General features: G+C 74.1%; 25 protein-coding genes and 1 riboswitch. Of the genes, 9 read left to right on the top strand and 16 right to left on the bottom strand.

Annotated elements, in window-relative coordinates; all coding sequences use genetic code 11:
• Positions 1-49: 49 nt before the first annotated feature.
• Positions 50-853, bottom strand: coding sequence for an MBL fold metallo-hydrolase (locus BLASA_RS21795; protein ID WP_014378435.1), 804 nt, complete (start codon positions 851-853; stop codon positions 50-52).
• 63 nt (positions 854-916) lie between these two features.
• Here BLASA_RS21795 and BLASA_RS21790 point away from each other — a divergent pair, with 63 nt between their 5' ends.
• From BLASA_RS21790 to gdhA, 5 genes are all read left to right on the top strand, one after another.
• Positions 917-2,428: a TldD/PmbA family protein gene (locus BLASA_RS21790; protein ID WP_014378434.1), complete on the top strand. Its 1,512-nt coding sequence runs from the start codon at positions 917-919 to the stop codon at positions 2,426-2,428.
• Positions 2,425-3,828, top strand: coding sequence for a metallopeptidase TldD-related protein (locus tag BLASA_RS21785; protein ID WP_014378433.1), 1,404 nt, complete (start codon positions 2,425-2,427; stop codon positions 3,826-3,828). The genes BLASA_RS21790 and BLASA_RS21785 overlap by 4 nt, the downstream gene beginning before the upstream one ends.
• Positions 3,829-4,056: 228 nt before the next feature.
• Positions 4,057-4,359, top strand: a complete 303-nt coding sequence (locus BLASA_RS21780; protein ID WP_014378432.1) for a hypothetical protein — start codon at positions 4,057-4,059, stop codon at positions 4,357-4,359.
• Between the two features lie 313 nt (positions 4,360-4,672).
• Complete coding sequence (locus tag BLASA_RS21775) at positions 4,673-5,701, top strand: C40 family peptidase (RefSeq protein WP_014378431.1); 1,029 nt, start codon at positions 4,673-4,675, stop codon at positions 5,699-5,701.
• A 108-nt stretch (positions 5,702-5,809) separates the two neighbouring features.
• On the top strand, positions 5,810-7,159 hold the full coding sequence (gdhA, locus tag BLASA_RS21770; protein ID WP_014378430.1) for an NADP-specific glutamate dehydrogenase: 1,350 nt from the start codon (positions 5,810-5,812) through the stop codon (positions 7,157-7,159).
• A gap of 9 nt (positions 7,160-7,168) precedes the next feature.
• On the opposite strand, the gene BLASA_RS21765 is transcribed toward gdhA, so the two are convergent.
• Positions 7,169-8,203 (bottom strand): uroporphyrinogen decarboxylase family protein, encoded by a 1,035-nt coding sequence (locus BLASA_RS21765; protein WP_014378429.1) that lies wholly within the window; start codon positions 8,201-8,203, stop codon positions 7,169-7,171.
• A 62-nt stretch (positions 8,204-8,265) separates the two neighbouring features.
• Between BLASA_RS21765 and BLASA_RS21760 the strand changes: the two genes are divergently transcribed.
• Positions 8,266-8,844, top strand: a complete 579-nt coding sequence (locus tag BLASA_RS21760) for a gamma carbonic anhydrase family protein (RefSeq protein ID WP_051005252.1) — start codon at positions 8,266-8,268, stop codon at positions 8,842-8,844.
• Positions 8,845-8,918: 74 nt separating this feature from the next.
• Here BLASA_RS21760 and BLASA_RS21755 read toward each other — a convergent pair whose 3' ends face one another.
• The 7 genes from BLASA_RS21755 to BLASA_RS21725 form a co-directional block, all read right to left on the bottom strand.
• Positions 8,919-10,133, bottom strand: coding sequence for a cysteine desulfurase-like protein (locus BLASA_RS21755; RefSeq protein ID WP_014378427.1), 1,215 nt, complete (start codon positions 10,131-10,133; stop codon positions 8,919-8,921).
• Between the two features lie 87 nt (positions 10,134-10,220).
• Complete coding sequence (gene metX / locus BLASA_RS21750) at positions 10,221-11,294, bottom strand: homoserine O-acetyltransferase MetX (RefSeq protein ID WP_014378426.1); 1,074 nt, start codon at positions 11,292-11,294, stop codon at positions 10,221-10,223.
• Between the two features lie 36 nt (positions 11,295-11,330).
• Positions 11,331-12,623 carry a bifunctional o-acetylhomoserine/o-acetylserine sulfhydrylase gene (locus BLASA_RS21745; RefSeq protein WP_014378425.1) on the bottom strand — a complete coding sequence of 431 codons (1,293 nt, stop codon included), beginning with the start codon at positions 12,621-12,623 and terminating at the stop codon, positions 11,331-11,333.
• A gap of 42 nt (positions 12,624-12,665) precedes the next feature.
• Positions 12,666-12,781: riboswitch (SAM riboswitch) on the bottom strand.
• 71 nt (positions 12,782-12,852) lie between these two features.
• On the bottom strand, positions 12,853-13,416 hold the full coding sequence (locus BLASA_RS23755; RefSeq protein ID WP_051005092.1) for a hypothetical protein: 564 nt from the start codon (positions 13,414-13,416) through the stop codon (positions 12,853-12,855).
• Complete coding sequence (locus BLASA_RS21735) at positions 13,413-14,312, bottom strand: mechanosensitive ion channel family protein (RefSeq protein WP_166486625.1); 900 nt, start codon at positions 14,310-14,312, stop codon at positions 13,413-13,415. Before BLASA_RS21735 ends, BLASA_RS23755 begins: the two co-directional genes overlap by 4 nt.
• A gap of 96 nt (positions 14,313-14,408) precedes the next feature.
• Positions 14,409-15,197: a thioesterase family protein gene (locus BLASA_RS21730; protein WP_014378422.1), complete on the bottom strand. Its 789-nt coding sequence runs from the start codon at positions 15,195-15,197 to the stop codon at positions 14,409-14,411.
• Between the two features lie 23 nt (positions 15,198-15,220).
• Complete coding sequence (locus tag BLASA_RS21725; protein ID WP_014378421.1) at positions 15,221-15,589, bottom strand: hypothetical protein; 369 nt, start codon at positions 15,587-15,589, stop codon at positions 15,221-15,223.
• Positions 15,590-15,773: 184 nt separating this feature from the next.
• Here BLASA_RS21725 and BLASA_RS23750 point away from each other — a divergent pair, with 184 nt between their 5' ends.
• Both BLASA_RS23750 and BLASA_RS21715 read left to right on the top strand, forming a co-directional pair.
• A complete protein-coding gene (locus BLASA_RS23750; protein WP_166486624.1) occupies positions 15,774-16,241 on the top strand; it encodes an STAS domain-containing protein in 468 nt (155 codons plus the stop codon).
• 44 nt (positions 16,242-16,285) lie between these two features.
• Entirely contained in the window at positions 16,286-17,245 is a 960-nt protein-coding gene (locus BLASA_RS21715; protein ID WP_014378419.1) for an EamA family transporter, read from the top strand.
• 22 nt (positions 17,246-17,267) lie between these two features.
• Here the strand turns inward: BLASA_RS21715 and BLASA_RS21710 are convergent, their stop codons facing one another.
• The 7 genes from BLASA_RS21710 to BLASA_RS21680 all read right to left on the bottom strand — a co-directional run bounded on the left by BLASA_RS21710 (position 17,268) and on the right by BLASA_RS21680 (position 23,081).
• A complete protein-coding gene (locus BLASA_RS21710; protein ID WP_014378418.1) occupies positions 17,268-18,275 on the bottom strand; it encodes an ABC transporter substrate-binding protein in 1,008 nt (335 codons plus the stop codon).
• Between the two features lie 48 nt (positions 18,276-18,323).
• Positions 18,324-19,187 (bottom strand): ABC transporter ATP-binding protein, encoded by an 864-nt coding sequence (locus tag BLASA_RS21705; RefSeq protein WP_014378417.1) that lies wholly within the window; start codon positions 19,185-19,187, stop codon positions 18,324-18,326.
• Complete coding sequence (locus BLASA_RS21700) at positions 19,184-20,293, bottom strand: FecCD family ABC transporter permease (protein WP_014378416.1); 1,110 nt, start codon at positions 20,291-20,293, stop codon at positions 19,184-19,186. Before BLASA_RS21700 ends, BLASA_RS21705 begins: the two co-directional genes overlap by 4 nt.
• The gene (locus BLASA_RS21695; protein WP_014378415.1) at positions 20,290-21,345 is read right to left on the bottom strand and encodes a FecCD family ABC transporter permease; all 1,056 of its coding nucleotides are present in this window, start codon (positions 21,343-21,345) and stop codon (positions 20,290-20,292) included. Before BLASA_RS21695 ends, BLASA_RS21700 begins: the two co-directional genes overlap by 4 nt.
• A 70-nt stretch (positions 21,346-21,415) precedes the next feature.
• Positions 21,416-22,135 carry a hypothetical protein gene (locus BLASA_RS21690; protein ID WP_014378414.1) on the bottom strand — a complete coding sequence of 240 codons (720 nt, stop codon included), beginning with the start codon at positions 22,133-22,135 and terminating at the stop codon, positions 21,416-21,418.
• 18 nt (positions 22,136-22,153) lie between these two features.
• Positions 22,154-22,648 carry a glutathione peroxidase gene (locus BLASA_RS21685; protein ID WP_014378413.1) on the bottom strand — a complete coding sequence of 165 codons (495 nt, stop codon included), beginning with the start codon at positions 22,646-22,648 and terminating at the stop codon, positions 22,154-22,156.
• A 28-nt stretch (positions 22,649-22,676) separates the two neighbouring features.
• On the bottom strand, positions 22,677-23,081 hold the full coding sequence (locus BLASA_RS21680) for a DUF2237 family protein (protein WP_014378412.1): 405 nt from the start codon (positions 23,079-23,081) through the stop codon (positions 22,677-22,679).
• Positions 23,082-23,185: 104 nt separating this feature from the next.
• Between BLASA_RS21680 and BLASA_RS21675 the strand changes: the two genes are divergently transcribed.
• Complete coding sequence (locus BLASA_RS21675; RefSeq protein ID WP_041776848.1) at positions 23,186-25,156, top strand: acetoacetate--CoA ligase; 1,971 nt, start codon at positions 23,186-23,188, stop codon at positions 25,154-25,156.
• Positions 25,157-25,217: the final 61 nt, after the last annotated feature.

Raw genomic sequence — 25,217 nt, 5'->3', positions numbered from 1 at the left:
GCGGGTCTGCGGCGGCGACGGGGGATGCCCCCGCCCAGGTGGGTGTGGATCAGGCGCGCAGGCTGATCGTCTCGCCGCGGTAGGCGGGGCGCACCGTGCCCGGCAGCTCCCGGCGGGCGACCTCGGCGACGAACTCCCCGAGTGGGCTCTTGAACAAGCTGTAGTCGTCGTAGTGCACCGGCACGGTCACCGGCGGCTTCAGCAGCTCCACCAGGTCCGCACCCTGGCGGCCGTCCATGGTGACCGTCAGCCCCAGTGCCTTGGTGCCGCCCAGGTGCGGGATGACGACGTCGAGCGGGCCGCACCGCTCCAGCACCTCGCCGAGGAACGGCCGGTACAGGGTGTCGCCGCTGATGTATCCCCGCCACGTCACCTCGTCGTCGCGCACGAGCTCCAGCACGCTCCCCATCACCTGGGGGAGGATCCGCGCGAGCGGGCCGGGCCCGTGCACCCCGGGCACCGAGGTCACCCGCAGCGCCTCGCGGTCGCGGGAGAAGACGTGGGTCTGCCAGGCCTGCAGGTCGGCGGTGCCGGTGAACCCGCGGTCGGAGAGGCACGTCGCCGCCTCCGGGGTGGTGACGACCGGCGTCTCCTTCGGCAGCGACTTCGTCGCGACGCGGTCCCAGTGGTCCCCGTGCATGTGCGACAGCAGGATCCCGTCGAGCGCCGGCAGCTGGGCCGGCAGCAGCGCGGGCTCGGTCAGCCGCTTGCTGCGCAGGCCGTAGCCCAGGCGCGCCCGCTGGCCGCGGTGCAGGAAATTGGGATCGGTCAGGAGCGTGAACCCGCCGATGCGCAGCAGCATCGTGGCGTTGCCGCCGAAGGTCATGGTCACGTCGTCCGCGCGCTCGGCCATGGCAGGCGCTTACCCGGGGCGTGCCGCCTCACCCGTGCCCCTTCCGCTGGTAGACAGGGGTTCGTGCCAGCACCCCGCGCCATCGACGAGGCGTTCCTCGCGCTGCCGCTGTCCGCGCTCACCGACGCCGCGCTGACCCGCGCGGTCGACCTCGGCTGCGAGCACGCCGACCTCCGGGTCGAGCGGATCCGCACCCAGACGATCAGCCTGCGCGACGCCCGGCCCGAGTCGTTCACCGACGGGGAGGACCTGGGTCTCGCCGTCCGCGTGGTGCACGAGGGCACCTGGGGGTTCGCCGCGGGCGTCGTCCTCACCGCGGCCGAGGCGGTGCGGCTGGCCGAGGAGGCCGTGGCGGTGGCCCGGGTGGCCGCCGCGCTCAACCAGGACCGGGTCGAGCTGGCGCCCGAGCCGGCCTACGACGGCACCTGGATCTCCGCCTACGACGTCGACCCGTTCACGGTGCCCGACGCGGAGAAGTCGGCGCTGCTCACCGAGTTCTCCGAGCAGCTGCTGTCCGCCGACGGCGTCGAGCACGTGCAGGCCACCTGCCTGCTGGTCAAGGAGCAGAAGTACTACGCCGACACGGCCGGGACGCGCACCCGCCAGCAGCGGGTGCGGATCAACCCCGACGTCACCGCGCTCGCCGTCGACCGCGCCACCGGCTCGTTCGAGAGCATGCGCACCCTCGCCCCCCCGGCCGGCCGCGGCTGGGAGTACCTCACCGGCACCGGCTGGGACTGGCGGGCCGAGCTGGCCGAACTCCCCGACCTGCTGCGCGAGAAGACCACGGCGCCCTCGGTGCAGTCGGGCCGCTACGACCTGGTCGTCGACCCGTCGAACCTCTGGCTGACCATTCACGAGTCGATCGGCCACGCCACCGAGCTGGACCGGGCGCTGGGCTACGAGGCCGCCTACGCGGGCACCTCGTTCGCGACGCCCGACCTCCTCGGCAGCCTGCAGTACGGCTCCGCGCTGATGGACGTGACGGGCGACCGCACCGCCCTGCACGGACTGGCCACCGTCGGCTGGGACGACGAGGGCGTCGCCGGCCAGCAGTGGGACATCGTCCGGGACGGCGTCCTGGTCGGCTACCAGGTCGACCGGAACATGGCCCGGCGGCAGGGCATGGACCGCTCGAACGGCTGCGCCTACGCCGACTCGCCGGGGCACGTGCCGGTGCAGCGGATGGCCAACGTGTCGCTGCAGCCCGCGCCCGACGGCCCCTCGACGCAAGCGATCATCGCCGGGGTCGAGCGCGGCATCTACGTCGTCGGCGACAAGAGCTGGTCGATCGACATGCAGCGCTACAACTTCCAGTTCACCGGGCAGCGCTTCTACAGGATCGAGGGCGGGAAGCTGGCCGGCCAGCTGCGCGACGTCGCCTACCAGGCGACGACGACGGACTTCTGGGGTTCGATGTCGGCGGTCGGCGGCCCGCAGACCTACGTGCTCGGCGGTGCCTTCAACTGCGGCAAGGCCCAGCCCGGCCAGACCGCGGCGGTCAGCCACGGCTGCCCGACGGCGCTGTTCGAGGACGTCAGCATCCTCAACACCGTCGAGGAGGCCGGCCGATGAGGTACCAGCGTCCGCAGGAGGTCGTCGAGCAGGCGCTGGCCGCCTCCACCGCCGACGGGCAGATCACCGTCGTGGTCGAGGGCTCGGAGGCCAACCTCCGGTGGGCGGGCAACAGCCTCACCACCAACGGGGCCATGCGCTCGCGCCAGGTCGTGGTGATCTCGTTCGTCGACGGCGGCGCCGGCACGGCCGTCGGCACGGTGACCCGCAGCGGGACGCCGGACATCGCCGAGCTGGTCGCCGCCAGCGAGCAGGCCGCCCGCGACGCCGGCCCGGCCGAGGACGCGATGCCGCTGATCGCCCCGGATCCGGACCGCGGCGTGCCGCCGGGGGACGGGAACTGGGCCGCCGACCCGGCGGAGACCTCGATCGGTGTCTTCGCCGACTTCGCGCCCGCGCTGGGACAGGCGTTCGGTGAGGCGCGCGACCGGGGGGAGCTGCTGTTCGGGTTCGCCGAGCACACGATGCGCACCACCTTTGTGGGCAGCTCCACCGGGCTGCGGTTGCGGCACGACCAGCCCACCGGGCGGGTGGAGCTCAACGGCAAGACGCCGGACTTCGGCCGCTCGGTCTGGGCCGGCACGGGCACCCGGGACTTCAGCGACGTGTCGGTGGCCGACCTGGCCGCCGACGTCGAGCGGAAGATGGCCTGGTCCCAGCGGCGGGTGGACCTGCCGGCCGGGCGCTACGAGACGCTGCTGCCGCCCTCGGCGGTCAGCGACCTGATGATCTATCTCTACTGGACGATGGAGGCCCGGGACGCCGACGAGGGTCGCAACGTCTTCGCCAGGCCGGGCGGGGGCAACCGGGTCGGCGACCGGCTCGCGGCGCTGCCGCTGACCCTGCGCAGCGATCCGTGCTTCCCCGGCCTGGAGGCCGCGCCGTTCCAGGTGGTGGGCTCGTCGTCGGGCTCGGCGTCGGTCTTCGACAACGGCATGGCCACCCCGGCGGTCGACTGGATCTCCGAGGGCGTGCTCGCCAACCTGATCCGTCCCCGGGCGTGGGCGCTGACGACCACGGCACCCGCCATCGCCGCGGTCGACAACCTGATCCTCGAGCAGCCGGGCGTCACGGCCACGCAGGAGGAGATGGTGGCGGCCACCGACCGGGGCCTGCTGCTGACCACCCTGTGGTACATCCGCGAGGTTGATCCGCAGACCCTGCTGCTCACCGGGCTGACCCGCGACGGCGTGTTCCTGGTCGAGAACGGCGAGGTCACCGGCGCGGTGAACAACTTCCGGTTCAACGAGTCGCCGGTCGACCTGCTCGCCCGGGCGGTGCAGGCCGGCGTCACCGAGCGGACCCTGCCGCGGGAGTGGAACGACTGGTTCACCCGTACCGCCATGCCGGCCCTGCGGGTGCCGGACTTCAACATGAGCAGCGTGAGCCCGGCCAGCTGAGCGCGGCGGCGAATGACAACGGCGTAGTTCTCGACAAGTGGATCGTGAACCGCTGGCGGAAAGTGCCGGGGACGAAACGTATCGACGGAATTACGCTCGGTTGCGGAAGTGCTGGTGACTGAGAGCTTCACCCCGGGCCTGGATGTGCCGAAACCTCTCGCACCCCAGTTCTTCTGGGAAACCGAACACAAGCCCCGCTTCCCACGGGGTTGTCGAGGGGAGGACTCCGTGAGCAGGAGTCGCAAGCCGTCCGTCTTCCAGGTGGGCAAGGTCCGCGACGACGGGCACACCGTCGTGATCTCCGGCTGGGGCCTGGGCCTCTGCGCCGCGGCCTGCGCCTGCCACCGCCACCCGGCCGCCGGGCACCTCGCCATCGCCGAGGACCAGGCCGGCGGGTCCATCGGCCTGGTCACCTTCAGCGAGGGTGGCTGCAACTGCTGCGAGCCGTGGACCTCCGAGGAGCTCGCGGCGATCCTGCGCGACTTCGCGGCCGTGGCCGGCATCGAGGTGCAGGAGCGCCTCCCCGGCTGAACGACGGGCTCCGCCGGCCCGTCCGCGCGCAACCACCGCCTGCACTGGGGCACCGACGTCGCCGTCGGTGCCCTTCGTGCGTCTGGGCGGCGACCGGGCTGCGCGGCCGGGGCACCTCCGGCGTGGCACACCGCGGCGCGGTCCCGCCCGGGGCGGGTGAGCGCCGGTGGGACGCATGTGACGAGCGGGGCATCCCACGGTCCCCGCTCCGCGCGCCGTCCACTACTCGTCGACACTGCATCCCTACGTTCCGTCCTGACGCGCATGAGTGCGGCCCCTTCCCCGGGCCCGGCGCGAGTGATCGGAGGTCACGGTGCAGTCGCAGCGCAGGATCACTCATCGCCGTCCGCGTGCCGCTCTCGCTCTCGCCGCGGCCCTGGTCGCCGGCGCCACCGGCGTCCTCACCCCCACGACGGCCGCTGCGACACCCGGCACCGTCGCCGAGGCCGCCGCGCTGGTGGCCGAGGCCGCTCAGCAGCTCACCCTCGTCGAGGCCCAGGTGCACGAGGCGGAGGAGATCGTCGCCGCCCAGCAGGCGGCCGCAGCCGAGGCGGCCGCCCAGGCCGAGGCGGCCCGGCAGGCGCTCGCCGTCCACGAGCCGCAGATCCGGGCGATCGTCCAGAGCAGCTTCACCGGCACCTCGACCTCTCGGCTGGCCGCCTTCCTCACCAGCGACTCCGCCGACGACCTGATCCGGCAGATGACGACGCTGGACATGATCGCCTCGCACACCAATGCGGTCATCGCCGAGGTCGCCGCGGCCCGGGCCGCCGCCGAGCAGACCCAGGTGGCCGCCGACCAGGCGACCGCCACCGCCCGGGCCGGCCTGACGGAGCTCCAGGGCCAGCAGGCGGAGGTCGAGCGGCGGGCGGCCCAGTACGAGTCCGACTACGCCCGCCTGTCGGCCGAGGAGCAGGCCCGGGTCTCCACCGTCGTGGCCGGCCCGAGGCTGCCGACGCCGGCGGTCGACGAACTGCCGGTCGTACCGGGCAGCGCCGCGGCAACCGCGATCCAGGTGGCGCTGGCCCAGGTGGGCTCGCCCTACCGCCGGGGCGCGACCGGCCCCGACGCCTTCGACTGCTCGGGGCTGACGTCCTACGCCTACGCGGCCGCCGGCATCGCGCTCCCGCGGACCAGTGGCGGCCAGTCCACGATCGGCCCGCAGCTCTCCCGGGGGGAGCTGCAGCCCGGTGACCTGGTCTTCTACTACTCGCCGATCAGCCACGTGGCCCTCTACATCGGCAACGGGATGATCGTGCACGCCCGGACCTACGGCACGCCCCTGTCGGTGACGAGCGTCGACCAGGGCGGCTTCCGGTTCGGCGTCCGCCCCACCGGCTGACCCGCGCTCCCACGGAACCCGGCACCGGTCCGGGGCGACCTGCTCCATCGCGATCCGGCCCCGCCCCGTACGTTGCTCCCGTCGGAACGTATGGAGCGAGGAGGCCTGATGAGCGGCGAGGTTCCTGCCACGGTGCTGGGCATCTACGACGAGGTGCTGCGGCGCAACCCTGGTGAGACCGAGTTCCACCAGGCCGTCCGGGAGGTGCTCGAGTCCCTGGCGGTCGTCCTGGACCGGCACAGCGAGTACACCGAGATGAAGACCGTCGAGCGGATCTGCGAGCCCGAGCGGCAGATCATCTTCCGCGTCCCGTGGCAGGACGACCGCGGCGACGTGCAGATCAACCGCGGTTTCCGGGTGGAGTTCAACTCCGCCCTCGGCCCGTACAAGGGCGGCCTGCGGTTCCACCCGTCGGTGAACCTCGGCATCGTGAAGTTCCTCGGCTTCGAGCAGATCTTCAAGAACGCGCTCACCGGCATGCCCATCGGCGGTGGCAAGGGCGGCTCGGACTTCGACCCGAAGGGCCGGTCCGACTCCGAGGTCATGCGGTTCTGCCAGTCGTTCATGACCGAGCTCTACCGGCACCTGGGCGAGTACACCGACGTTCCCGCCGGCGACATCGGCGTGGGGTCGCGTGAGATCGGCTACCTGTTCGGCCAGTACAAGCGGATCACCAACCGCTACGAGTCCGGCGTCCTCACCGGCAAGGGACTCGGCTGGGGCGGAGCCCTCGTGCGCACCGAGGCGACCGGCTACGGGGCCGTCTTCTTCGCCGAGGCCATGATGGCCGCCCGCGGCGAGGACTTCGCCGGCAAGCGGGCCGTCGTCAGCGGTTCGGGCAACGTCGCCGTCTACGCGATCGAGAAGGTGCACCAGCTCGGCGGCACCGCGGTCGCCTGCTCCGACTCCAGCGGCTACGTCGTGGACGACAAGGGCATCGACCTCGAGCTGCTCAAGCAGGTCAAGGAGGTCGAGCGGGGGCGGGTGGCCGACTACGCCGAGCGGCGGGACGGCGCCACCTTCGTGCCCGGCGGGAGCATCTGGGACGTCCCGTGCGACGTCGCGATCCCCAGCGCCACGCAGAACGAGCTGGACGGCGACGCCGCCACGGCGCTGGCGCGCAACGGCTGCCGCTACGTCGTCGAAGGGGCGAACATGCCGGCCACCCCGTCGGCGGTGAAGGTCCTCCGCGAGGCGGGCGTCGGTTTCGCGCCCGGCAAGGCCGCCAACGCCGGCGGCGTGGCCACCTCGGCGCTGGAGATGCAGCAGAACGCCTCGCGCGACCGCTGGACCTTCGAGCACACCGAGGACCGGCTGGCCGAGATCATGCGGGACATCCACACCCGCTGCCACGAGACGGCCGAGGAGTACGGCTCGCCCGGCGACCTGGTCCTCGGCGCCAACGTGTCCGGGTTCATGCAGGTCGCCGAGGCGGTGCACGCGCACGGCCTGATCTGACGCCGGGGGCTACCGCTCCGCGCGCAGCACCGCGGCGGCCAGCGCCAGCGACCGCATCTTGCCCGCCGCGGACTCCCGCGGCAGGTACTTGAGCCCGCAGTCGCTGGTGAGCACCAGCCGGTCGGCGTCCACGTCGTCCAGCGCGCGGCGCACCCGGTCGGCCACGACCTCGGGGCTCTCGACCTCCGGCGTGGACAGGTCGAGGACCCCGAGGGCGATGCCCTTGCCCCGGAGCGGCCGCAGGGTGGCCGGGTCGAGGTGCGACTGCGCCGTCTCGACGGCGACGGTGTGGACCGGGGTGTCGGCGAGCTCGGGCAGGAACGAGTAGCCCTCGGGGCGCTCGGACACCATCGCCGCGTAGCCGAAGCACAGGTGCAGGTGCACCGGACCGGGAGCGCCCTCCACCGCCCGGGTCACCGCCTCCGCGCCGTACTTCCGGGCGACGTCGGGGCGGGCCTGCAGCCAGGGCTCGTCGATCTGCACGATGTCGGCGCCGGCGGCGAAGAGGTCGGCGATCTCCGCGCGGACGACGTCGGCGTAGGCCAGCGCCAGCGCGCGGTCGTCGCCGTAGTGGTCGTCCTGGGCCTGCTGCGCCATGGTGAACGGGCCGGGGACGGTGATCTTCACGGTCCGGTCGGTGTGCGCCCGCAGGAAGCGGACGTCGTCGGCCTGGATCGGGGCGGGCCGGGAGATCGCGCTCCGCACCCGCGGCACCGGGATCGGCTTCCCCGACCGGTTCAGCACGGTGCCGGGGTCGTCGACGTCCACGCCGGTCAGCGCCGTCGCGAAGTGGTTGGAGTACGACTCCCGCCGGATCTCGCCGTCGGTGACGATGTCGAGCCCGGCCTCCTCCTGCGAGCGGATCGCCAGCCGGGTCGCGTCGTCCTGCGCCTCGGCGAGCAGCTCGGGTGCCACCCGCCACAGCTCCCGCGCGCGCACCCGCGGCGGGAACTGGTGGGCGAGGCGGTCGCGGTCGATCAGCCAGCCCGGCTGGGGCAGGCTCCCGACGATCGACGTGGGAAAGGGAGGGAGGGACGCCGGCATGCCGGCGAGTCTGCCGGGCCCGGCCGGTGCGCGTCACGCGGGCCTGTGCTGTGCTGGGCGACGTGGCGGACAACTACATCGCAGAACTGCCCTTCGGCGCCCCGGCGATCGCCGACGACGCCTTCGTCGCGCCCACGGCGGTGGTGGTGGGCGCGGTGACCATGGGCCCGCGGTCGAGCATCTGGTACGGCGCGGTGGCCCGGGCCGACGCCGAGGTCATCGAGATCGGCGCCGACTCCAACATCCAGGACGGCTGCACCCTGCACTCCGACGAGGGCTTCCCGCTCGTGGTGGGGCAGCGCGTCTCGGTGGGGCACCGGGTGGTGCTGCACGGCGCCCGGATCGACGACGACGTGCTGGTGGGCATGGGCAGCATCGTCATGAACGGCGCGCACATCGGGTCGGGCTCCATCGTCGCCGCGGGCGCCGTCGTCACCCAGGGCAAGGTGTTCCCGCCCCGCTCGCTCATCGCTGGCGTCCCCGCCAAGGTGCTGCGCGAGGCCACCGACGACGACCAGCTGCACATCCAGGGCAACGCGATCAGCTACACCGACCGGCTGGAGTCGGCGCGCACCGTGCGCCCCGTCGTCCGCGGGAAGCTGCCTCCGGCCGGGCACCAGCCCGGCGACGACATGACCTGATCCAGGCATAGGAGGCTTTGCCTATGGGTCGTGAGCCGAAACCGTAGGCATGGCTTCCTGTGCCGGAGGCAGCGTCAGGCGGCGAGCCACTCGCGCAGCCCGGCCAGCAGCCGGTCCACGTCCTCGGTGTCGCTGTAGGGGGCCAGGCCCACCCGCAGGCCGCCGGTGTCGCCGAGGCCGAGCCACCGGCTGGCCTCGACGGCGTAGAAGGAGCCGGCCGGCGCGTTGACGCCCCGGTCGGCGAGGAACCGGTAGGCGTCGGCGGCCGCATGCTCGGTGGCACCGCGCCCCTCGAAGGTCAGCAGCAGCGTCGGGGTGCGGTGCGCCGCCCCCGACCACAGCCGGACCCCGGGCAGCTGCGCCAGCCCCGCCTCCAGGCGCTCGCGGAGCCGGTCCTCGTGCTGCGCGATCGCGGTCATCGCCGCCACCAGCCGCTCCCGGCGCGTTCCGGAACCCCCGAGGTCGGCCAGGAAGTCCACCGCCGCCGTCGTCCCGGCCAGCAGTTCGTAGGGCAGCGTGCCCAGCTCGAAGCGCTCGGGCACCGCGTCCGACGACGGCAGCAGCTTGGCCGGTTGCAGGCGTGCCAGCAGCGCGGGGTCGGCGGCCAGGACGCCGCAGTGCGGGCCCAGGAACTTGTAGGGCGAGCAGAGGAGCACATCGGCGCCGAGGGCGGGGACGTCCACCGGCGCGTGCGCGGTCAGGTGCACGCCGTCGACGACCAGCAGCGCGCCGGCCGCGTGCACCCGCTCGGCGATCGCGGCGATCGGCGGGCGGGTGCCGATGAGGTTCGACGCCCCGGTCACCGCGACCAGCCGGGTCCGGTCGGTGAGCACGGCGGCGACGTCGTCGGCGGTCAGCTCGCCGGTGGCCGGATCGAAGGCGGCCCACCGCACGGTCGCCCCGGCCGCGCCGGCGGCCAGCACCCACGGCCGGATGTTCGCGTCGTGGTCGAGCCGGGTGACCACCACCTCGTCGCCGGGGCCCCAGCCGGCCGCCAGCGTGCGGGCCAGGTCGAAGGTGAGCTGGGTGGCGCTGCGCCCGAACACGACGCCGCCCGGGTCGACGCCGAGCAGGTCGGCCATCGCCGCCCGCGCCGCCAGCACCGTCGCGTCGGCGAACCGTTCCGCGCTGGTCACCGGGCCGCGGTTGCTGATCGGCGCGGTCAGGGTCGCGGCCACCGCCCGGCCCACCGCGTCGGGCACCTGGGTGCCGCCGGGGCCGTCGAAGTGTGCGGTGCCGCTCACCAGCGACGGGAAGGAGGCGCGCAGCGCGGCGACGTCGTAGCTCATGCGCCCGGACGCTACCGACGGCGCGAGCGTGACGAACTCGTGGCCATCAGCCGCTGATCACCACGAGTTCGTCGCCCTCGCCGACGATCAGGCGAGCAGCTCGCGCAGCAGCCCGTCGACGGCGGCGGTCTCGAGCAGGAAGCCGTCGTGGCCGTACGGGGAGGAGATCAGCCGCAGGGGCACGCCGAGAGCGTCGGCGACCCGCTGCTGCTGCTCGGGCGGGTAGAGGCGGTCGGTGTCCACGCCGGCGACCAGCGCACGCGCGGTGATCCGTCCCAGCGCGGCCTCGACCCCGCCCCGGCCGCGGCCGACGTCCCAGCTGTTCATGGCCTCGGTGAGCAGCACGTAGCTGCCGGCGTCGAACCGGCGGGCCAGCTTGCCGGCGTGGTGCTCGAGGTAGGAGGCGACGGCGAACCGGTGGTCCTCCTGCACCCGCGAGCCGAACCGGGCATCGAGCTCGAGGGCACTGCGGTAGGTGAGGTGGGCGATCCGCCGGGCGATGCCCAGACCGTCCTCCGGAGCCGCGTGGAGTGGGTAGTCGCCCCCGGACCAGCGGGCGTCGGCGCGGATCGCGGCCTGCTGGGTGGTCTGCGTGCCGATCTGGTCGGCCGAGGAGACCGCGGCGGAGGCCAGGAAGAACAGCGTGTCCACGCGGGAGGGCAGCGCCACCGCCCACTCCAGGGCGCGCATGCCACCCATCGATCCGCCGATGACGCAGGCCCAGCGGTCGATGCCGAGCGTGTCGGCCAAGGCCTCCTCCGCCCGCACCTGGTCGCCCACGGTCACCTCGGGGAATCGGGCGCCCCAGCGGCGGCCGTCCGGCGCCCGCGACGACGGCCCGGTCGTCCCCTGGCACCCGCCCAGGACGTTGGCGCAGACGACGAAGAACCGCGCCGGGTCCAGCGCGGCGCCCGGGGCGACGAGGCCGCTCCACCATCCCGGCGTCGGGTGCCCCGGCCCGGCGCTGCCCGTGACGTGGCTGTCGCCGGTCAGCGCGTGCTCCACCAGGACGGCGTTGTCCCCGCCGGGCGCGAGCGTCCCCCAGGTCTCGTAGGCGATGCGCACGCCCGGCAGGCGGCCCCCACGCTCCGGCTCGAACGGGCCGGGCAGGTCGAGGAACCGGCGGTCGCCCACCGGATCGCCCTCGACCCACCCGCCCATCTCTGCGGCGCTCCCTGTCCTCGGCCGACGTGGTTCCTAGGCCGACTTGGCGGCGCGGAAACCGGCCTCCAGGTCGGCCAGGATGTCCTCGATGCCCTCCAGGCCCACGGCCAGCCGCACCAGGCCGGGGGTGACCCCGGTGGTGAGCTGCTCCTCGGCGGTGAGCTGCGAGTGCGTGGTCGAGGCCGGGTGGATGACCAGGCTGCGCACGTCACCGATGTTCGCCACGTGGCTGTGCAGTTCGAGCGCCTCCACGAACCGCTGCCCGGCCTCCCGCCCGCCGTGCAACTCGAAGGTGAGGACGGCCCCGGCGCCCTTCGGCGCGTACTTCTGCTGGGCCGCGTGCCAGGGCGAGGACTCCAGGCCCGGGTAGTTCACCCGGTCCACCTCGTCGTGCCCCTCGAGGAACCGGGCCACCTCCAGGGTGTTCTCGACGTGCCGCTCCATGCGCAGCGACAGGGTCTCGATGCCCTGGACCACGAGGAAGGCGTTGAACGGCGAGATCGCCGGGCCGAGGTCGCGCAGCAGCTGCACGCGGGCCTTGAGCGCGAACGCGGGCGCGCCGAGGTCGGCGTAGACCACGCCGTGGTACGTCGGGTCGGGTGTGGTGAAGCCGGGGTGCTTGCCGGCGGTCCAGTCGAAGCCGCCGCCGTCCACGATGATCCCGGCGATCGCCGTGCCGTGCCCGCCCAGGTACTTGGTGGCGGAGTGCACGACGACGTCGGCACCGAACTCCAGGGGCCGGATGAGGAACGGCGTCGCGATGGTGTTGTCCACGATCAGCGGGACCCCGTTGCGGTGCGCCGCCCCGGCCACGGCCTCGATGTCGAGGACGTCGCCCTTGGGGTTGCCGATCGACTCCCCGAAGAACGCCTTGGTGTTGTCCCGCACCAGCGCCTGCCATGCCTCCGGGTCGTCCGGGTCCTCGACGAAGGAGACCGTGATGCCGAGCTTGGGCAGCGTGTGGTGCAGCAGGTTGTAGGTGCCGCCGTAGAGCGAGGCGGAGGCGACGACGTGGTCACCGGCCTCGGCGATGTTCAGGATCGCCAGCGTGGTCGCCGACTGGCCGCTGGCCACCGCGAGCGCCGCGACGCCGCCCTCCAGGGAGGCGACGCGCTGCTCCAGCGCGTCCTGCGTGGGGTTCATGATCCGCGTGTAGATGTTGCCCATCTCGGCCAGGCCGAACAGGTCCGCGGCGTGCTGGGTGTCGCGGAACTGGTAGGCGGTGGTCGCATAGATCGGCAGCGCGCGGGCGCCGGTGGCCGGGTCGGGGCTCGTGCCGGCGTGGATCTGCCGGGTCTCGAAGCTCCAGGCTGCAGGGTCGGTCATGCGCCGTCTCCTCTCGCTCGCGGAGACCCGCGGCGCACGGGAGCTCCGTCCTTGCCGGGCGGCGGGCGCCGTCCAGCCGGCTCTTCCCCTGGAGCACCTCAGACGGAGTAGAGGTTGCCGGGCAGCCAGCCAGGTGCTTCGCGCTGCCCCTCAGGAGCCAGGCCCGATCCTAGGACGCCGTTGTCCCACGTGAAACACCGGTACCGCCGTACCCGGGCGCGACGTCCCGTCAGCCCGTCGGGGAGTCGGGGACGCTGCCGCCGCCCGTGCCGCCGGTCGGCGCGGGTGCGGTGGTCTCCGGCGTGGTCGGCTCGGTCGGTTCGCCATCCGGGGACGGGCCCGTGGTGGGCGGCGCCGTCGGCGAGGGAGAGCCGGTCCTCGTGGGCGGCGGCGTGGTCGGTGCCGTGGGCCCGGTTCCCGTGGGCCCGGTCTCCGTGGGCCCGGTCTCCGTCGGCTCGATCTCCGTCGGCTCGATCTCCGTCGGCTCGTCCTCCGTCGGCTCGGTCGGCTCCGTCGTCGTCACCGGCTGCTCGACGGTGTCGCCGGGTGCGGCCGGCGCCCGGCCGGGGTCCGGCGGGCGGACGTTCAGGTAGAGCGCGAAGACGCCGACGAACAGCAGCCCGAGGACGACGGTCGACGTGCGTGCCCGGCCCAGGTTCCGGGGGATCGCCGACCACCAGCGGTGACCCGGCGCGACGTCGGGGGACGTGGTGCCCGCGGCGGCCGGGGCGGTGCTCACCGTGGGGGCGGGGGGTGCCCCGCCGTCGGCCCGGTCCTGGCCGGGCGCGCTCATCGGACTCCTTCCTGCACGGCGGTCGCGCCGTCGTCCGCGGGGTCGTGGACGGTCGCCGCCTGCGGCACCTGCATGCCCTGGCTCCGGAAGGCCTGGACCACGCGCGCCCGCAGGTCCCGGCCCACCTCGAACTGCTTGCCCGGCAGCGTGCGCGCGACCACCCGGATGTTGACCTGCTCGAGGTCCAGGCTCTCCACGCCCATCACGCTCGGCGGGTCCAGCAGCAGCGGCCGCAGCGCCGGATCGCGGAAGGCCGCACGGCCCACCTCGCGCAACACCTCGTTCGCCCGGTTGACGTCCACGCTGGTCGGGACGGGCACGTCGACGACCGCCCGCGCCCAGTCGCGGGACAGGTTGATCACCTTGACGATCTGCCCGTTGGGCACGGTGACCACCTCCCCGTCGGGGGACCGGAGTCGGGTGACGCGCAGCGTCACGTCCTCCACGGTGCCCGACGCGGGCTCCATCCCGCCCAGGACCTGGATGGCGACGACGTCGCCGAACCCGTACTGCCGTTCGGTGATGATGAAGAAGCCGGCCAGCACGTCACCGACGATGCGCTGGGCGCCGAAGCCCAGGCCGACGCCGAGCACGGTGGCCGGCGCGACCAGGCCGGTGATCGGGACGCCGAGGCGGTCGAGGGCGAAGAAGACCGAGATCGAGTAGATGAGCACGATCGCCGCCCAGGTGAGCACCTGGGTGAGCGAGTGCCGGTGCTTGGCCGCCTCGGAGCGCACGAGCGCGTCGCCCCCGGTGGCGTTGCGGTCGATCCGGTCGGTGATCCGGGTGCCGGCCCAGCCGACGAACCGGGCCAGCAGCACCGACCCGAGGATGATCAGCACGACCTCGAGGCCGCGCCCGGACAGCCAGCCCAGCACCTCTCTCCACGCGTCCACTGCGCTGAGCTCCAATCGTCGGGGGAAGCGACCCTTCCACAGTGGCAGGCGGCCGGTGCGGGCGCGGAGGCACCTCTTCCGTCCGGGGCGGACCGGTCACCGCGGCTCCACGAACAGCGACTGGCTGGACCGGCCGATCGGCCCGTCGGCGTCGAAGAGGAGCGCGTTGCACTGGGCCGCCCCCGTGCCGCCGTGGACGGTGGCGGCGTCCATGCCGAGCCACTCGCCGCGCGGTGGCCGGTGCAGGGCCACGGAGAGGTCGACGTTGGCGAACGTGGCGCGGGTCCAGTCCAGCGTCGCGGAGATGCCACTGGCCGCGTCGGTCATGACCAGCAGGTGCTGCAGCGGCGTCATCGTCTCCCCGGCGACCAGGGCGCACTCCGGCCGGGTCCAGGCGATGGCCGGGCCGGGCCCGTTGAAGGTGCCGGCGGCGAACCGCCACTCCAGCGCCCGGTGGTAGGCGACCTCGGTGGTGAAGAACGCCGCCCGCTCGGGGCGGCTCTCCTCCGGACCGGCCGGTGCCGGGTGCGTCAGCGGCGTCGCCGGTGCGGCGTCCCCGCGCGAGCGCATCCGCCAGGCCGACAGCCGCATCAGCGGGCGGTCGTTCCCGGCGGACAGCGCCGCCTCGACCAGCTCGACCCGCCGGCCGGGGCGCAGCACCGAGGTGCGCACCTGCACCGGTCCGACCGGCACCGGGCCGAGGATGTCGTAGGCCAGCCGCACCGTCTGGCCGCCGTCGATCCCGCTGGCCTGTTCCGCGGCGCGCAGCAGCAACGCCGCCGGCGGCCCGGCGTGCTGGTGCGCCGCGTCCCAGGGGCCGATGGTGAGGGCGGTGGCCGTGAAGCCGTCGCCGTCGGGCAGGTAGAGGGCCTCGGGCACGTCCATGACGGGCAGTCTGTCGCCGCCGGTCAGCCCTCGTGCCGCCGGGTCTGCCACACCGCGTAGGCGGTCCAGCCGGCGGCGGCCACGGCGGTCAGCGACCACAGCCGGCGCAGCTCCGCGGACGTCGAGAAGAGCAGGAGGACGGCGACCACGAGGACCGCGCCGGCCAGCGGTGCGGTGCGGGCCAGGGTGCCGGCGGTCCCGGGCCCCGGGACGACGACGAACACCACCGCGGCGGCCACGAACAGGAACGCGCTCAGCGCACCGATCGCGGCGGCGGTGAGGCCGAACTGGTCGGGCAACGCGAGCGCGCCCAGGCCACCGGCGACGCTGCCGATCGCCAGCACGAGCAGGGTGCGGCGCCGGCGGTCCGACCACGGCGGGCGACGCTCCACGCAGCCTCCTCTCCTCCGACCGGTCCGCCGCTGCCCGCGATGACCAGGCCCCATGGCCGGACCCAGCGGAACGGGCCCGTCACGTCCGGTGAGGGGCGCGGCGTGGCGGCCGATCCGGTGCCGGAACCCGTCCTACCCCCTGGTCGCCGCACGTACCGTCCGGCCCGACGGGGCGGAGTCCCCGGTGACCGGGGGACGACTGGGCATGGTGCGGGCGCACGAGTGGGACGTCAGCCGGCGGCTGGCGCGGCCGCCGGGTGGGCGCCGCCCGTGGTGGGTCACGCACCCCGCGCCCGAGGCGCCGGCACTGCGCCTGGAGTGGGAGACCGCCGGCGGGCACGCCCGCGTCGCGGTGGACGGCGACCTGGACCTGGTCACCGCACCGCAGCTGGAGGCGTTCGTCGCCGCGCGGCCGCTGGCCGGCTGCACCGTCCTGGAACTGGACCTCGGCGGCGTGCCCTCCCTCGGCTCCGTGGGGCTCTCGGTGCTGCTCACCGTGCGGCGCTGGTGCCTGCAGCGAGGCATCGCGCTGCAGCTGTGCGACGTGCAGCCGTCGGTGTGGCGGGTGTTCGAGGTGACCGGCCTCGATGCGGTCTTCACCGCCTCCGGGCCGGCCCCGCGCCCGCCCGTGCAGGACCTCGCGCTCTTCTAGGCGTCGTAGGTGGCTCGGGGGAGCTAGCCCGCTACCGTGCCGGAGTGCACCGCAACGCCCGCCCCGCCCTCGGCTACGGCCTCACCCTCGCCGCAGCCGGGTTCTTCGCCGTCAACGGCACGGTCTCGACCCTCGCGCTCGAGGCGGGGATATCCGCACCGCGGCTGACCGCCCTCCGGTGCACCGGGGCCGCCATCGGGCTGCTCGCCGTCCTGCTGGTGACCGCACCCGGCCGCTTGAAGGTCGCCCGCCGGGAGCTCCCGCTGCTGGCCGTGCTCGGCGTCATCGGCATCGCCATGACGCAGTACCTGTTCTACGTGGCGATCGGCCGGCTGCCGGTGGGCATCGCGCTGGTGTTCGAGTTCACCGGGACGGTGCTCATCGCCCTCTACGTCTGGCTGGTCCGGCGCGAGAAGGTGCGCAGCCGGGTGTGGCTGGCGCTCGTGCTGTCGCTGTCGGGGCTGGCCCTGGTGACCGAGATCTGGACCGGTGGCGGATCGCTGGACGTGCTGGGCGTCGCGGCCGGGCTCGGTGCCGCCGTCGCCCTGGCGACCTACTACCTCATCGGCGAGCGGGGGACGGTCACCCGCGATCCGGTGACCCTCACCTGCTGGGCCTTCGTGGCCGCGGCCATCTTCTGGTCCGGAGCCGCGCCGTGGTGGCAGTTCGACGCGGGGGTGCTCGGCCGCAGCGTGCCGGTCTCGATCGGCTCGCTGGAGCTGCCGCTCTGGGTCCTGGTCGCGTGGATCGCGGTGATGGGCGCGATCATGCCCTTCTGGTTGTCGATCGCCGCCCTGCGCCACCTGCCGCCCACGGCGGCGGGGCTGGTCGCCACGGCCGAACCGGTGTTCGCCTCGATCGTCGCGTGGCTGTGGGTGGAGCAGGTGCTCACCGGCTGGCAGATCGTCGGTGGCGTCGTCGTCCTCACCGGGATCCTGCTCGCCCAGACCGCTCGCACCACCGAGCCCCTGGTGCCGGAGACCCCGGCCCCGCTGTCGTCGTGACGCGGAGCCGGGGTCGCGGGTATCAGGGCGTGACGTCCTCGGCCTCGGAGAGGTAGCCGGCCAGTTCCGCCATGTAAGCGGCCTGGGAGACGTAGTCCGGGCCGATGTACTTCCACGGGCGCAGCTGTCCCGCCTGCACGGCGGGCAGCAGGGCGGCGGTCGGCTGCGCGGCGATCTCCTCGGGCGTCATGCTGAACCGCAGCGAGTACAGGAGCACGTCGCTCGGGTGGCCGGGGACCTCTTCCCAGCCGACCGAGTGCCAGAAGTAGCCGTCGCCGCCCGGCTCGACGAAGGTCACGCCCAGGTCCTGGTAGAGGGCCAGCTGGGGGTCGTCGGACGCCTTGGCCATCCACCAGCCGTCGGCCGGCGTGGCGAACACCGGGAGCACGGTGACGCCGCTGGCGGCGGCCTCGGTGAGCTCCGCGGAGGCCGCCTCGAAGTCGGCGCGCGCCGCGGCGACCTCGCCGCCCTCGGTGTCCACGCCGAGCGCGTCGGCCAACTCGACCACGCGCTCGATCACGTCGGCGGCCGAGCCGCGGTAGGCGATGTGGATGATCGGCGCGATCTGCGCGACCTGCTCCTGCTGCGCCAGGTCGTTGAAGCCGTAACCCGCCTTGTCCGCCGGGATCTCGCCGGAGGAGTCGTCGGGGTAGATCGTGGTGACGATGACGTCGGGGTCGGCGGCGGCCAGCGCCTCCAGGTCGATCTCGCCGTAGGTGGAGCCCACGATCGCCACGTCGTCGAGGTCGCGGCCCTCGAAGGCGACGTCGTCGTCGGCCGAGGTCTGCCCGAAGGTGGCGACCGGCTCGATGCCGTAGTTCCACAGCGAGGCGGTCAGGTCGTTGAGGCCGGCGATCCGGTCGGGGGCCTCGTCGAGCGTGACGGTCCGGCCGAGGTCGTCGGTGAACGACCAGCTGCCCTCGGCGGCGGGCTCGGGGTCGGTGGCCGGGTCGTCGCCGCAGGCGCTGACGCCGACGGTCATGCCCAGGGCCAGGAGGCCGCCCGTCAGGCGGCGCGCGGTGTGGTGCAACGGAACTCCCTCATCGGGGATGCATGATCATCCCGGTCGTGAGGAAGGTTAGCCTGCCCTAAGTGGCTGCGGCGAGGGGGTGGTCCGCCGCAGTCGGCGCACGGGGACGACCATCGGGGTGCCGGCCACCGGGTCCGGCAGCACCCGCGCCTCGAGCTCGAAGACGTCGGCCAGCAGCCGCTCGGTGAGCACCTCCTCCGGCGTCCCGGAAGCCACCAGGACGCCGTCCTTCATGGCCACCAGCCGCTGGGCGTACCGGGCGGCGAGGTTGAGGTCGTGCAGGACCAGGACGACCGTGCGGCCCAGCTCGGCGTGCAGCCGGCCCACCAGCTCCAGGACGTCGATCTGGTGCGAGAGGTCGAGGTAGGTGGTCGGCTCGTCGAGCAGCAGCAGGTCGGTGCCCTGGGCCAGCGCCATCGAGATCCAGGCCCGCTGCCGCTGCCCTCCGCTCAGCGTGTCGACGGGGCGGTCGGCGAGGTCGGCCATGTCGGTCCAGGACAGCGCCTCGGCCACCACCGCCTCGTCGTCCCGGGACCACTGGCGCAGCCAGGTCTGGTGCGGGTGCCGGCCACGGGCCACCAGGTCGCCCACGGTGAGCCCCTCCGGCGCCACCGGGGTCTGGGGGAGGAGGCCCAGGATCCTGGCCACCTCGCGGGTGGGCGTGCGGGCGATGGCCCGGCCGTCCAGCAGCACCTGCCCCGACGTCGGCCGCATCAGCCGGCCGAGGGCGCGGAGCACGGTGGACTTGCCGCAGCCGTTGGGCCCGACGATCGCCGTGAACGAGCCCTCGGTGAGCTCCAGGTCGAGGCCGTCGACGACGACCCGGTCGTCGTAGGCGAGGCGCACCTGTTCGGCGCTGAGACGGACCCGTCCGGTGCGCGCCTCCGTCCGGGGGGTCAGGAGCTGGGTCATATCGTGGACCGCCGCCTTCCGCGGATCAGGAGCCAGAGCAGGTACGGGGCGCCGATGGCGGCGGTGAGGATGCCGACCGGCAGCGCCTGGGGCAGCACGGTGCGGGTGACCAGGTCGGCGGCCACCACGAGCAGTGCCCCCAGGACGCCGGAGGCCAGCAGCGGCGGCCGCGAGCCCCCGGTGAGCCGCACCGCGATTTGCGGCACGACCAGCGCGACGAAGGTGATCGGTCCGGCCGCCGACACCGCGAAGCCGACCAGGCCCACGGCCAGCAGGACGACGGCGGTCTGCGTGCCGGCCAGCCGCAGCCCCAGCCCGCGGGCGGTGTCGTCGCCGAACTGCAGGACGCCGAGCGCCCGCCCGGCGGCGAGCGCGAGCGGGAGCAGGACCGCCACGGCGAGGGCGAGCGGCAGGGCGTGGTCCCAGGTGCGCGCGTTGAGCGACCCGGTGATCCACACGTAGGCCGATGCGGCGTCGTAGATCTCGGCGTTGGTGAGCAGCCAGTCGACCAGGGCGGCGCCGACCGACCACAGGGCGATGCCGATCAGCACCAGCCGGTACCCGTCGACCCCGGCCCGCCAGGTGAGGGCGAACAGCAGGGCCCCGGTGAGCAGGGCACCGAGCAGGGCGGCGACCGGGATGCCCAGCCCGCCCAGCACCGCGCCGGCGGACGATCCGCCGCTGAGCACGATCGCCGCCACGGCACCGACCGAGGCGCCGCTGGTGATGCCCAGGGTGTCCGGTGAGGCGAGCGGGTTGCGGGCGAAGGTCTGGAACAGCGCGCCCGAGACGCCGAGCGCCAGCCCGACCAGCGCCCCCACGACCACGCGCGGCGCCCGGAGCTGCAGCACGACGAACTCCTGGGGGTCGTCCGCCAGGCCGGCCAGCGTGCGCAGCACCTCGCCGATGCCGATCGGGTAGTCCCCGCGGCCCATGCTGAGCGCGGCGGCCAGCACCAGCAGGGCGAGCGCGGCCACCGGGACGGCCAGCTGCCGCCAGCGCAGCAGGGCCGAGACCGGGCCCACGCGCACCGTCCGGCCGCCGCGGACGGGTGTCCGCGCCCCGCTGTCCGCGCCGGGCCGGCGGGCCGGCGCCGCGACGCTCACAGCCCGGCCGTCCGGCGCCGGCGCACGAGCGCGACGAAGAAGGGTGCGCCGATCAGCGCCAGCACGATGCCCACCTGCAGTTCGCCAGGGCGGGCGACGATCCGGCCGAGCACGTCGGCGACCAGCAGCAGGGTCGCGCCCAGCAGCGCCGAGCAGGGCAGCAGCCAGCGGTGGTCGGGGCCGGTGAGCGCGCGGACGGCGTGCGGCACCACCAGGCCGACGAACGCGATCGGCCCGGCAGCGGCGGTGGCGGCGCCGGCGAGGAGCGTGACGGCGGCCAGCCCCACCGCGCGGGCCAGCCAGATGCGCTGCCCCAGCCCGCGCGCCACGTCGTCGCCCAGGCCCAGCAGGTTCAGCGCGGGCGCGTTGACCAGCGCGAGGACGAGGCCGGCGGCGAGGGAGGGGGCCACCTGCCAGGCCACCGCGGCGTCCCGGCCGGCCAGTGAGCCGACCACCCAGAAGCGGAAGCTGTCCAGCGTCTGCTCGTCGGCGACCACGATGGCCCGGACAAGCGCGAACAGGAGGGCCGACAGCGCCGCCCCGGCCAGCGCGAGGGTGACCGGCGTCGCCCCGCCTGGCCCGGCCGAGCCGATCGCGTAGACCAGCACGGTGCCGGCCAGCGCCCCGGCGAAGGCGAACCAGACGTAACCGCCCGGATGGGTGATGCCCAGGGTCGAGATCGCCAGGACGACGGCGAGCGAGGCGCCCGCGGTGACCCCGAGCAGCCCCGGGTCGCCCAGCGGGTTGCGGGTGTGGCCCTGCATGAGGGCACCGGCCAGGGCGAGGGCGGCCCCGACCATGAGCCCGAGCACCGTCCGCGGCACCCGGAGCTCGCGGATGATCACTGCTTCCTCGGTGTCCAGCGAGGAGTCGAGCAGCGCGCCCCACACCTCGCCCAGCCCGATGGCACGGGTGCCGACGGCGATGCTGGCCAGCGCGGCGGCGACCACGAGCACCAGCAGCAGGAGCAGCGTGCCCAGCCGGCGGGCGCGCAGCGGACGCGCGCTCGGTCGTGCCGCGCCCCGGGCCGGGACGTCGACCGTGGTGGCCACGAGCAGCTCCCGGGACGGACGGCGAAAGGTCAGATAAGGCTTACCTTAGCTCGGCTCCCGGCCCGGTGGGTCAGCGCTTCTGCCGCCGGCTGCCGCCGTGCCAGTCCTCCTGCGTGCCCGCCTCGCCCGGCCGCACGCCGAAGGCCGGCAGCTGCGGCCGCTCGCGCAGGCTGCGCTTGAGCTCGGCGAACCCCGGGAACGAGGCGAGACCCACGACGTGGTCCCACAGCGCCACGGCCTCCTCCTCGCTGGGCAGCCGGCTGATGACCGGGCCGAAGAAGGCCACGCCCTCCGGCGGCCGGAAGTGCAGGATCGGCGTCCCCACGTCCTTGCCGGTGAGCGCCAGCGCCTCGTCGGTCTCCGCCCGGATCTGCTCGTCCCAGGCGGTGTCGTCCAGGGCATCCGCCAGGTCGGCCGGCAGGCCCACCTCGGCCAGGACCGGCTCGAGGAACTCGCGGGTGCCCCGCCGGACCTCGTCGCCGGGCTCGTTCGGCGTCTCGAAGATCTGCGCGCCCAGCGCCGCGTACAGCGGGCCGACGGCGTCCGGGCCGTGCTCGGCGCGGGCGCGGGCCGCCACGCGCAGCAGCCGCAGGCCCGCGGTGTGCCCCGCCTCGTACTCGGGCGGGAAGTGGGTGTCGTAGTCGATGTGCGCGTTGAGCAGCCGCAGCGAGATGAACCGCCACTCCACGGCGTACTCCCGCTGGGCCGACACCTGGCGGACCCACGTGCTGGTCATCCAGGCGAACGGGCAGACCGGGTCGAACCAGAAGCGGAGGTCGGGAGAGGCCATGGGGCGAACGTAACCCGCTCAGCCGGGGAGCACCGACTCGATCGCGGCGCGCACCTCGGGGGCGTCGGGCTCGGTGCGCGGCCGGAACCGGGCGACCACCTCGCCCTGGCCGCTGAGCACCCACTTCTCGAAGTTCCACTGGGCGTCACCGGCCGTCCCGTCCACGTCCGGGACGCCGGTGAGCTCCTGGAACAGCGGGTGCGCCCCCGGGCCGTTGATCTCGAGCTTCTCGGTCATCGGGAAGGTGACGCCGTAGGTCGCGGAGCAGAACTCGGCGATCTCCTCGGCGGTGCCCGGCTCCTGCCCCTTGAACTGGTTGCACGGCACGCCGATCACGGTGAAGCCGCGGTCGCGGAACTCCTCGTGCAGCGCCTCCAGGGCCGCGTACTGGGACGTGAGCCCGCACCGGCTGGCCACGTTCACCACGAGCGCCGGTGCGCCGCCGGTCAGCTCCCGCAGCGTGGTCGGCGTCCCCTGCAGCGTGGTCACGGGCAGGTCGAGGAGATCGGTCATGCCGGCGCCAGCACCCGGCGGCGCGGGTTCATTCCAGGCCGCTGGCGTCGTCGGGCACGTCGACGGCGTACCGGCGCAGCGCCTCCAGCGGGACGACCTCCAGTGCGCGGGCGTTGGTGGCGGCCAGCACGACCCCCGACGCCGCACCCGCCTGGTAGGCCTGCAGCCAGCGGACGGCGACGACGCACCACCGGTCGCCGGGCCGCAGTCCCGGGAAGCCGTACTCCGGCCGCGGGGTGGTCAGGTCGTTGCCCAGCTCCCGCTGCATCGCCAGGAACTCCGTGGAGACGACGGCGCAGACGGTGTGCCGGCCGAGATCGTCCGGCCCGGAGGCGCAGTGCCCGTCGCGGTAGAAGCCGGTGACCGGGTCGGTGCCGCAGGGTTCCAGCGGGCCGCCGAGGACGTTGCGCTCGTCGGCGGGGTCGGGCAGCACGCCGCTCAGGATGCCGCCAGGGAGCCCCGTCGGCCAGGTGGATCGGTCCGCGCGAGGAGGAGCGCGGCGTGGACCCTGCCGGCCGGGAGTGGCATCGTGCGGGCGTGCCCGATCCCGAGGTCCTCTGGCAGCCCACCCCCGAGACGATCGCCGGTACGCGCATCGCCGCGTTCGCCGCCTGGGTGGCCGAACGGCGCGGGCTGTCCTTCGGCGATCCGGTCGACTACGACCGGCTGTGGCGCTGGTCGGTGGAGCACCTGGACCAGTTCTGGGGCGACGTCGCGGAGTGGACCGGGGTGCTGCCCGGCGTCCCGGACGAGCAGGTGCTGCCCCGCCGGCAGATGCCCGGCGCCGTCTGGTTCCCGGGAACAGGAGTCAACTTCGCCCAGGAGGTGTTCCGCCAGGCCGCCGCCGACCGCCCGGCGCTGGTCTCGGTGGCCGAGGACGTCGAGCCGGAGGAGATCTCCTGGGCCGCGCTGCGCGGTCAGGTCGGCGCGTTCGCCGCCACCCTGCGCCGGCTGGGCGTGCGCCCCGGCGACCGGGTGGCCGGCTACCTGCCGAACGTGCCGGAGGCGATCGTCGCCTTCCTCGGCGCGGCCACGGTGGGCGCGGTGTGGTCCTCGTGCGCGCCCGACTTCGGCACCCGCGCGGTGCTCGACCGGTTCGCCCAGATCGAGCCGACGGTGCTCGTCGCCGTCGACGGCTACCGCTGGAACGGCCGGGAGCACGACCGGCGGGACGTCGTCGCCGAGCTGCGGGAGGCCCTGCCCACCGTGCAGACGACGATCAGCCTCCCCCGGCTCTTCCCCTCGGAGGTGCCGGACGGTGCGCTGTCCTGGGCCGACGCGGTCGCCGACGCGCAGGACCCGGAGTTCGAGCCGACGCCGTTCGACCACCCGCTGTGGATCGTCTACTCCTCGGGCACCACCGGGCTGCCGAAGGGCATCGTGCACGGGCACGGCGGGGTGGTGCTGGAGCAGCGCAAGCAGGCGGCGCTGCACATGGACGTCGGCCCCGGGGACCGCTTCTTCTGGTACGCCTCCACCGCCTGGATCATGTGGAACATCTCCACCTCCACCCTGCTCTGCGGGGCGACGGTGGTGGTCTACGACGGCGCGCCGACCTACCCGGCCGTCGATGCGCTGTTCGCCCTGGCCGCGCGCACGGGCATCACCTACTTCGGCGCCAGCCCGGGCTACCTCGGCGCCTGCGAGAAGGCCGGCCAGCGGCCGGGGGAGCGCTACGACCTCTCCGCCGTCCGGTCGATCGGCGTCACCGGCTCGCCGCTGCCGGCGTCGACGTTCCGGTGGGTGTACGACGCGGTGTCCCGCGAGGTCTTCCTGGGGTCGCTGTCCGGCGGCACCGACGTCGCCACCGGGTTCATCGGCAGCTCGCTGCTGCTGCCGGTCACCGCCGGCGAGCTGCAGCGGCCGATGCTGGCCGTCGCCGCGGCGTCGTGGGACGAGCGCGGCGAACCGGTGACCGGCGAGCTCGGGGAGCTGGTCATCACCGAGCCGATGCCCTCGATGCCGCTGCACTTCTGGAACGACCCCGACGGCGCCCGCTACCGCGCCGCCTACTTCGAGCCGTGGCCCGGCGTGTGGCGGCACGGCGACTGGCTGGAGATCACCGAGCGCGGCACGTGCCAGATCACCGGCCGGTCGGACTCCACGCTCAACCGCGGCGGCGTCCGCATGGGCACCGCCGACATCTACGCCGTCGTGGAGGCCTTCCCCGAGGTCGTCGACTGCGTGGTGCTCGGGGTGGAGCTGCCCGACGGCGGCTACTGGATGCCGCTGTTCGTGCAGCTCGCGCCGGCCGACGAGCTCACCGGCGAGCTGGTGGACCGGCTGAAGGCGGCGATCCGGTCCCAGGCCTCGCCGCGGCACGTGCCCGACGAGGTCATCGCCGTCCCCGGCGTGCCGCACACCCGCACCGGCAAGCGGCTGGAGGTGCCGCTCAAGCGGCTGTTCCAGGGCGTCGACCCGGCGAAGGCGGTCAACACCGGCACGGTCGACGACGCGTCGCTGGTCGAGCACTACATCACGCTGGCGCGGCAGCGCGGCGGGTCCTGACCGGTCGCGGGACTCGCGGCCGGAGCGCGAACCTCGCGCTGCAGCACGAGGACGGCGCCCG

This window comes from Blastococcus saxobsidens DD2, assembly GCF_000284015.1.
GTDB lineage: Bacteria > Actinomycetota > Actinomycetes > Mycobacteriales > Geodermatophilaceae > Blastococcus > Blastococcus saxobsidens_A.
This window is presented reverse-complemented; position numbering and strand designations above follow the sequence as displayed.

Coding starts and splice junctions, on each gene's coding strand:
- BLASA_RS21730 (WP_014378422.1), bottom strand. CDS start 15,197: ATGGACGTGCCCGAGGCCCTCTACCTGCCCGACGGCGACGGCTTCACG.
- BLASA_RS21685 (WP_014378413.1), bottom strand. CDS start 22,648: ATGACCGATCTCCTCGACCTGCCCGTGACCACGCTGCAGGGGACGCCG.
- BLASA_RS21755 (WP_014378427.1), bottom strand. CDS start 10,133: ATGAGCTACGACGTCGCCGCGCTGCGCGCCTCCTTCCCGTCGCTGGTG.
- BLASA_RS21745 (WP_014378425.1), bottom strand. CDS start 12,623: ATGACCGACCCTGCAGCCTGGAGCTTCGAGACCCGGCAGATCCACGCC.
- BLASA_RS21785 (WP_014378433.1), top strand. CDS start 2,425: ATGAGGTACCAGCGTCCGCAGGAGGTCGTCGAGCAGGCGCTGGCCGCC.
- BLASA_RS21795 (WP_014378435.1), bottom strand. CDS start 853: ATGGCCGAGCGCGCGGACGACGTGACCATGACCTTCGGCGGCAACGCC.
- BLASA_RS23755 (WP_051005092.1), bottom strand. CDS start 13,416: ATGAGCGCGCCCGGCCAGGACCGGGCCGACGGCGGGGCACCCCCCGCC.
- gdhA (WP_014378430.1), top strand. CDS start 5,810: ATGAGCGGCGAGGTTCCTGCCACGGTGCTGGGCATCTACGACGAGGTG.
- BLASA_RS21690 (WP_014378414.1), bottom strand. CDS start 22,135: ATGGCCTCTCCCGACCTCCGCTTCTGGTTCGACCCGGTCTGCCCGTTC.
- metX (WP_014378426.1), bottom strand. CDS start 11,294: ATGGGCGGGTGGGTCGAGGGCGATCCGGTGGGCGACCGCCGGTTCCTC.
- BLASA_RS21765 (WP_014378429.1), bottom strand. CDS start 8,203: ATGCCGGCGTCCCTCCCTCCCTTTCCCACGTCGATCGTCGGGAGCCTG.
- BLASA_RS21705 (WP_014378417.1), bottom strand. CDS start 19,187: ATGACCCAGCTCCTGACCCCCCGGACGGAGGCGCGCACCGGACGGGTC.